At 39.4% G+C, this 7075-nt stretch carries 10 protein-coding genes; 7 read left to right on the forward strand and 3 right to left on the reverse strand.

The features are described 5' to 3' along the window. Positions 1 to 103: 103 nt before the first annotated feature. Both L4C35_RS15185 and dfrA read right to left on the reverse strand, forming a co-directional pair. Positions 104 to 301 (reverse strand): hypothetical protein, encoded by a 198-nt coding sequence (locus L4C35_RS15185; protein WP_428463677.1) that lies wholly within the window; start codon positions 299 to 301, stop codon positions 104 to 106. Between the two features lie 180 nt (positions 302 to 481). After that, positions 482 to 955, reverse strand: a complete 474-nt coding sequence (gene dfrA, locus L4C35_RS15190; protein WP_428463678.1) for a trimethoprim-resistant dihydrofolate reductase DfrA — start codon at positions 953 to 955, stop codon at positions 482 to 484. A 367-nt stretch (positions 956 to 1322) separates the two neighbouring features. Between dfrA and L4C35_RS15195 the strand changes: the two genes are divergently transcribed. From L4C35_RS15195 to L4C35_RS15210, 4 genes are read left to right on the forward strand one after another with little or no spacing between them, the layout of a single operon-like run. Next, positions 1323 to 2261: an IS4 family transposase gene (locus tag L4C35_RS15195; protein ID WP_428463679.1), complete on the forward strand. Its 939-nt coding sequence runs from the start codon at positions 1323 to 1325 to the stop codon at positions 2259 to 2261. Beyond that, positions 2254 to 2418 (forward strand): hypothetical protein, encoded by a 165-nt coding sequence (locus tag L4C35_RS15200; RefSeq protein WP_428463680.1) that lies wholly within the window; start codon positions 2254 to 2256, stop codon positions 2416 to 2418. The genes L4C35_RS15195 and L4C35_RS15200 overlap by 8 nt, the downstream gene beginning before the upstream one ends. Before the next feature lie 43 nt (positions 2419 to 2461). Further along, positions 2462 to 3106, forward strand: a complete 645-nt coding sequence (locus L4C35_RS15205; protein WP_428463681.1) for an HNH endonuclease — start codon at positions 2462 to 2464, stop codon at positions 3104 to 3106. A gap of 1 nt (position 3107) precedes the next feature. Further along, positions 3108 to 3539 (forward strand): DUF6884 domain-containing protein, encoded by a 432-nt coding sequence (locus tag L4C35_RS15210; protein WP_428463682.1) that lies wholly within the window; start codon positions 3108 to 3110, stop codon positions 3537 to 3539. A gap of 600 nt (positions 3540 to 4139) precedes the next feature. Here L4C35_RS15210 and L4C35_RS15215 read toward each other — a convergent pair. Then, on the reverse strand, positions 4140 to 4802 hold the full coding sequence (locus tag L4C35_RS15215; RefSeq protein ID WP_428463683.1) for a hypothetical protein: 663 nt from the start codon (positions 4800 to 4802) through the stop codon (positions 4140 to 4142). 104 nt (positions 4803 to 4906) lie between these two features. On the opposite strand from L4C35_RS15215, the gene L4C35_RS15220 reads away from it, so the two are divergent. From L4C35_RS15220 to L4C35_RS15230, 3 genes are all read left to right on the forward strand, one after another. Next, complete coding sequence (locus L4C35_RS15220; protein ID WP_428463684.1) at positions 4907 to 5104, forward strand: hypothetical protein; 198 nt, start codon at positions 4907 to 4909, stop codon at positions 5102 to 5104. Between the two features lie 736 nt (positions 5105 to 5840). Next, complete coding sequence (locus L4C35_RS15225) at positions 5841 to 6269, forward strand: hypothetical protein (RefSeq protein WP_428463685.1); 429 nt, start codon at positions 5841 to 5843, stop codon at positions 6267 to 6269. A 1-nt stretch (position 6270) separates the two neighbouring features. After that, positions 6271 to 6774 (forward strand): ankyrin repeat domain-containing protein, encoded by a 504-nt coding sequence (locus L4C35_RS15230; RefSeq protein ID WP_428463686.1) that lies wholly within the window; start codon positions 6271 to 6273, stop codon positions 6772 to 6774. Positions 6775 to 7075: the final 301 nt, after the last annotated feature.

Below are 7075 nucleotides of genomic sequence, written 5' to 3' on the forward strand. Positions count from 1 at the left end.
CTAAAGCAGCTTGCCTACCATGATGAAGTGCAATTAAAAGCTGCTCAGATTAAGCGCGACAAACACGCGGCCCAAATTAAAGCCGCGAACATCGCCCACAATTCTATTTCTTTCGGCAACCACCAAAATGTAACCACTTCCCTGCCAGCGAACCGACCACATTATTGAAAGCGGCTATCCTCGATAATAGTGCGGTAATGGCAGAGAGATTTAAGAACGAGTAAGTACGCGGAGCATCAACTACTACGGCCGAACCATGGTTAAACCAAAAACAGAAGTTGGCGTGGTGACCTGCGAACATTCACTTCCCCATCACAAAGAAGCACGTTATGTGAAGTACAATAACGGAAATACATTATGCCGACCATCATTACAACAACCACAAAATACTTAAAAAACCACACTATAAGCCAATAAAGTAGGCGGGCAATGTAAGCAAAACTTGATAAATCATGTTTCAACTCAGCTCGTCACCAAGGTATTACGATTTTTGCCATATACGGTATGTGTAGTTGATGTTTGACTCAAAACACTGCTCAAATACCAAACGATAATTATCGGGCACTTCCGGAAAGGTAATATCTCCATCAATCGATTTATGGACTGTAGATATATGCAAAATATCGGCTTTATCAATAGTGCTTTTGTAAACTTCACCTCCACCTGAGACAATTACATGATTCGTATAATTTGAAAGTTCTTCAAGCGCACTCTCAATTGAAGGAAAAATAAGCACATTTTGAGCATGTGATTTTAGTGCTGATCTTGTAACTACCGCATACTTTCTATTAGGCAACACACCCATAGATTCAAAAGTCTTTCGCCCAACAAGTAGCCACTGATTATATGTCAGTGCTTTAAACAGCAACTGCTCTCCTTTTACCGACCACGGAATATCGGGACCACAACCTATAACTCCATTTTCAGAAATAGCCGCTATTAATGATATCTTCATGATTTTCCTCGTAGGGTTAACGCTTGCCACTTATGAATCCCCACAAAATACCTTTGTAGTTCAATAAGTAGACACGCACCTTACCTTCTGATCTAATGAGTTCACCACAAACACAAAAGATTGAAAACAAGATGCGTGATATTCAAATACTACACGAGTCGCTGGAAAATCAATGCCCGAAGATTCAAAAAAAGAGACTAAAATCACTCATGGACTCGGTGCAATCATTGCTTAGCAATAATGCACTTACGCTTACTTTGCTAGGGCGCTCACTTCCTTCAAAGGCCAAAACGAAACACTGTATTAAGCGCGTTGACCGTTTATTAGGTAATAATCACCTGCACCACGACAAACTCGATATTTATCGGTGGCACTGTCATCAATTTTGTTCGGTCAATGCACACCTATTGTCTTAGTCGATTGGGCTGATATCCGCAAATATGGTACTAAGAGCATCTATTGCTGTAGATGGTCGTTCTGTTACGCTTTTCGAGCAAACTTTTACTTTCAAAACTACAACTCTCCACGTAGTCATCAAAAGTTTCTCGATAACTTTAAAGCTGTTTTACCCTCGCATGTCATCCCTATCATCGTGACTGATGCTGGCTTTCGTAATACATGGTTTAGACAAGTTAATAACATGGGTTGGTGTTATCTTGGACGCGTAAGAGGTGATGTAAACGTCTTAATAAAAAACCAATGGCAACACATCAAGCAGTTGTTTAATCAAGCGAATAGCAAACCTAAGTATGTCGGATTCACACAGCTAGCCAAGCGAAAGTCATTGCAATGTCATCTTCATCTCTATAAAAAACAAACACCTAAAAAACGTAAAGATCGGCCAAAAGGTCGAGAACACTTCTCCGCCCAGGTTGTGCATAAGAAGTCAGCACTAGAACCTTGGCTGCTGGCGACTAATATCTCAACCAATATATTTTCATCTCGATGTATCATCAGGCTCTATACCAAACGCATGCAAATTGAAGAAACATTCCGAGACTTAAAAAGTCCACAATATGGTTTTGGCTTACGCCAAAGCCGCACTCATGACCCTAAGCGCTTCGACATTTTACTGCTCATTGATCTGCTCACTTTTATGGTCTATTGGTGGTTTGGAATAATTGCAGAACATAACGGTTGGCACCGTCACTTTCAGGCCAATTCAATAAAAGACCGACGCGTTTTATCATTTGTTAGGCTAGGAAAAGAGGTCTTACGACGGCAGGAATATCACATCAACGAACCAGCAATTCGTTGGGCGCAATCCACCCTAATTCTAATGGCAAGGAACAATTATCGTGCGTAAATTATGTGGGGATCCGCCAGCGCCTGCCATAAAACGCCAGCAACGCATTACGATTATTTCAAATGACCACCGTAAACACCATAGCCAATTCAGACCTAGAATGCCGAGCGTTGGTGGTCGTTTTGATGGCCTTGTTAAGCAACTGTACACCCCATAGGCATATGGTATAACATACCACCACACTAGATATAGAGGCTGGAATGAGAACAATAACAACAATCACTAATAGGCTATCAATAATTAAAGCAATTGATGAATGCAATACACTCGGGCACGAAGCCTTCTTAGAAAAATACAATTACAAACAATCACGATCCTACTTTCTCCTTTATAAAGGACTTGAATACCCATCTAAAGCAATTGTTGGAGTTGCTTATAGATTTCAGCACTCTAGCTCAGCACTAGCAGCTAATGAATTTAATGGAGGTAATGCAACAGTAAGACCCCTTTTGGAGAACTTAGGGTTTACTGTCATTCAACGTTCAGTTGACGACCAACCAGAGAAGCTACCAGAAGAGGTATCTGGTAACTACGATGAAGGCAACGTAATACAAGTCAAAGTAAATAAATACGAACGCAGTAGAGCTGCTCGTAAAGCTTGTATTGAAATTCATGGCACTGTTTGCATTGCGTGTAGTGCAGATCTAGGCAAGATATATGGAGCAAAGTATCAAGGTTTCATCCACATTCATCACGTAAGACCTTTAAGCACCTTAAAAGCCAACTACAAAGTAAGCCCTGAAAAAGATCTAGTTCCTCTTTGCCCGAACTGTCACGCAATTGTTCACTTTTCTCAGACACCTTTATCCATCAGCCAACTTAAACAGCTAATCTCAAAGGAATAAAATGAAGACGATTTTTCTTATTTCTTGCGTGAGCAAGAAAAAAGACATTCAGTGTATGGCTAGTGAACTTTATATAAGTCCGCTATTTAAATTAAATTACGAGTTTGCAACCAAACAAAACCCTGCTGAAATATACATCCTTTCGGCAGAGTACGGGCTAGTAACGCCCTATGAACAGATTGAGCCATATGATAAAACCTTAAATAATATGAAGAATCATGAAATTCAACTTTGGGCAGATAAGGTGTTGCATTCACTGAAAAAGCTACAGAACATCGATAACTGCAAATTTATAATTCTCGCAGGAGAGAGATATCGTCGTCACTTAACCCCAGAGTTAAAGCACTATAACGTTCCGTTAAAAGGCTTGACGATTGGAAAGCAACTGCAAAAACTCAAAGTCCTGATTAATGATGGCCAGAGTGTTGCCTAACGCCTACAATAAGGTGTGCCAACGCTGAACTAACAAAGCACACCGAACTCCATACCAAAAATGCCGAGTGTAATGCATCACCTTGATTGTTTTGTTATGTTTCTGACTTCCTGCTGTGAACTAGCAACATTAGGGACGTCGCCAAGAGTGTTGCCATTACATCATTTAAATCGAATATTCTAGCTGTCCAATATTGCTCTGTCTCATAAGTCAGTGCACCCACCGTAATGAACAGTGTATATATTTTGAACTTTAAAGGTTCGATATCTCTTTTAACCAGTGGTATGAACGATATCAAGCCAAATAGATACAAAAAGCTTGGAGATGAACCCAATAAAACGTCGATTAATTCGTTAACACCATAGTAATTGGTTCTAATAGCTTTAACGATTATTGCTAAAACCAAACACATAATGAAACTAATTAGATAAAAATTAGTACTTCGTAATTTCACAGGATCTCCATAGAAAAGGGCTAACGCCCAATTAAGGTGTGAAGCACGCTACCACAGTACTTAATTTGACTACCGTAAACACTAAACTCAACCCAAACCAAAAATGCCAAGCGTGCTGAATCACTCTTAAATTGTTTGTTAGGCAATTATTCCAACAAGTACGTCAGTAGAAATCTTTCGATGTCAGATATCATTACTCTTACATCTTCACGAGCAAACTCATCGTGCTTGCCATGTGCAGCGCTATTTCTAATACCTGCAATAGCTGTAATTCGTTTTTGTTGTAGTGAGTTATAAACGCCAGCTTTGGTTAAATCAGCATTCATTTTGTCCATCTTCCCATGAGGGATATTATTTCTATCGCAAAGTTCTCTTAAGCTAGTTTCTAAAACGATGCCAGCGATAACAGCACTTGCGGTTGGATAGTTTGATGTAAGTAGTTCAGTAGCTTGTTCTAATTCACTATCAAACACTTCCGCTTGAACCAAGGTTCTCACCGATATCAGGTAGCCACCTTCAAAGTCATCACGAGCAGCATTAAAAATTGCTTTTAGCCGTTTGAATACCGAAAGGTTTGACTCAAATGAAGTTGGATTTTCACCGGCAACAAACTCCGAGTAATGCTCTGAATCTTTACCACAGCTGTTAGCGATCAAGCTTTTCGCTTTGATGCGCCACTCATCTAGTGTGTTCTGATCAACATACTCAACACCTTGTGAGTAAGTTCCCGTGCCCATCCTTTTAGTAGATAACACTACTTCAGACTGTTGCTCTAATTCTTCAAACCTTTTCAGGTGCTTTTTGTTCATATTGTCTCCAATTGCCTAACGCTTGGCATAAGGTGCGCCAACACTGAACTTACTAAACCAAATACACTTCAAACCAAAAACGGCGAGTGTCAGGCGTCACATTAATGCCCTTGTTACCCGGCCGTTTGACTTGGCCAAAGCAGCTTGCCTGCCATGATGAAGTGAAACTAAAAACGGCGCTGATTAAGCGCGACAAACACGCAACTCAAGGCAGACAAATTCAAAACTATAACCACAAAAATCACTGCGCATTTACGCACAAAATAGCGGCTACGATGAAGTTAGCACTATGGTTTACCTAGAAAAGATGAACCCGAAACGCTCGCCAATATTGATAAAAAGGCAGCCCAAACTAAAGCCGCGAACATCGCCCACAATTTTACTGCTTACGACAACCACCAAAATGTAACCACTTCCCTGCCAACGCACCGACCACAATATTGAAAGCGGCATTCCTCGATGATGGCGCGACAATAGATGAGAAGTTTAAGAACTGGGAGTACGCAGAGCATCAACCGCCACGGCCGAACCATGGTTAAAACCAAATACAGAAGTTGGTGCGGTTACCAGCGAATATTCACGCAAGTCGTTGAGATGTTAAAAACAAGAAGCCGCTATAAACGACGAACGATTCTTACTGCATACAGATTTCACTGGAATTAACCAACTCACAGCGACTGCAGAGTTAAGTACACAAAAAGAACTCAACCTAGTCTAGTAACGCTCGCCATAATACGCCACAACGTATTACGATAATGTTGATAGACCACCGAAAACACCACAGCCAATTCGGACTTAGAATGCCGAGCGTTGGTGGTCGTTTTGATGGCTTTGTTATGGCTATTCTGTGATAGAACCTTCAAGGAGAAGAAACTGACAATGTCATATTTCATGAAAATCGGTGATCAATCCATTATGCAAAAAATCTTAAGCAATAATCATTTACAACATTAATTGCAAGTTATAAAAAACAACATCCATTCAATAAAGGAAAAGTTATGTACTTGCAAAAATTCGATGTTCATGAACTAAAATTCAATGAAGAAGAAACAAAAGAAATACTTTTATTTATTTTTTTCTGGTACTGAAAAATCGCTCATTGACAACATTGTAATTGACAATAGAGTCAGAGGTTTTGCACAAGCTTTACTTATAGAAGCTGTTGATGCTTCATTTAAAATAGGCTTTATTCAGAGCCTTTGGGAAAGCACCGTAAATCCAACCCTTCCAATCAAAAAGGTTATACAAAAAGTTGCCAAAGGATTTGCGACTCATTATTTTAAACATGCAACAAAAAGTGACTTGAGACAAATAAAGATATATGAGTTTGTAATCAATGCATTACGAATAAAGCACAAAACACGATTACATCAATTCATTAATGGTATTGCAATGAATTCAAGCACACCATTAATAAGACCTAATTACATATTGCCGAACAATAAAAAACTTAAGGTTATAGCTTAATATGTTTAAAAAGTTATCGCTATTCATTATAGTCTTCTCACTTATCATTTCGGCTTTAATCTCGTCAATAAGTGACGAACGAATAGTTCTTTGCTCTCTTGGAAGCAATATTATTTTTCTCAATGAAAATTCATGTACTCTTTATATTGAGCACATTGGTGTTAGTGATGATTATATAAATGAAATCAATGATAAGCATGGGATCACAACTATATTAAATGCGAATACTCACAATAAGTTTAGAGTTGCAAAATCGCTAATTAACCAAGGGGTTAATATTAACAGCATCAATAAGCATGACGACCAACACCTACCGCCGTTACATAGCGCAGCTCTAATGGATGATATAGAAGCATTTACTTTTTTAATCAAAAATGGAGCAAATATTGAAGCAAAACACCCCACATCAAATGAAAATTTAGAAGAATTCATACACCGATTAATCAAACAAAACCCAACAACACATCGCATAAACATGTTGAAGATGCTAGATGAAAATGCTTAATAATAAGGCTGATTTCGATCGGCCTATTTTAGCCATAACGCTCGCCATAATACGCCACAACGTATTACGAACATGTTGATAGACCACCGAAAACACCACAGCCAATTCAGACCTAGAATGCCGAGCGTTGGTGGTCGTATTAATGGCTTTGTTACCCGGCCGTTCGACTTGGGTGAAGCAGCTTGCCTGCCATGATGGAAGGCAGTTAAAAACAGCACTGATTCAGCGCGACAAACACCTAACTCAAGGCAGACAAATTCAAAACTATACCCACGATAATTACTGCGCGTTTACCCACAAA

Source organism: Photobacterium kagoshimensis (assembly GCF_050337045.1).
In the GTDB taxonomy this organism is placed as follows: Bacteria; Pseudomonadota; Gammaproteobacteria; order Enterobacterales; family Vibrionaceae; genus Photobacterium; species Photobacterium kagoshimensis.

Excerpts from the sequence above, each read along its gene's own strand:
- L4C35_RS15185 (WP_428463677.1), bottom strand. The coding sequence starts at position 301 with ATGTTCGCAGGTCACCACGCCAACTTCTGTTTTTGGTTTAACCATGGT.
- dfrA (WP_428463678.1), bottom strand. The coding sequence starts at position 955 with ATGAAGATATCATTAATAGCGGCTATTTCTGAAAATGGAGTTATAGGT.
- L4C35_RS15205 (WP_428463681.1), top strand. The coding sequence starts at position 2,462 with ATGAGAACAATAACAACAATCACTAATAGGCTATCAATAATTAAAGCA.
- L4C35_RS15210 (WP_428463682.1), top strand. The coding sequence starts at position 3,108 with ATGAAGACGATTTTTCTTATTTCTTGCGTGAGCAAGAAAAAAGACATT.
- L4C35_RS15215 (WP_428463683.1), bottom strand. The coding sequence starts at position 4,802 with ATGAACAAAAAGCACCTGAAAAGGTTTGAAGAATTAGAGCAACAGTCT.
- L4C35_RS15220 (WP_428463684.1), top strand. The coding sequence starts at position 4,907 with ATGCCCTTGTTACCCGGCCGTTTGACTTGGCCAAAGCAGCTTGCCTGC.
- L4C35_RS15225 (WP_428463685.1), top strand. The coding sequence starts at position 5,841 with ATGAAGAAGAAACAAAAGAAATACTTTTATTTATTTTTTTCTGGTACT.
- L4C35_RS15230 (WP_428463686.1), top strand. The coding sequence starts at position 6,271 with ATGTTTAAAAAGTTATCGCTATTCATTATAGTCTTCTCACTTATCATT.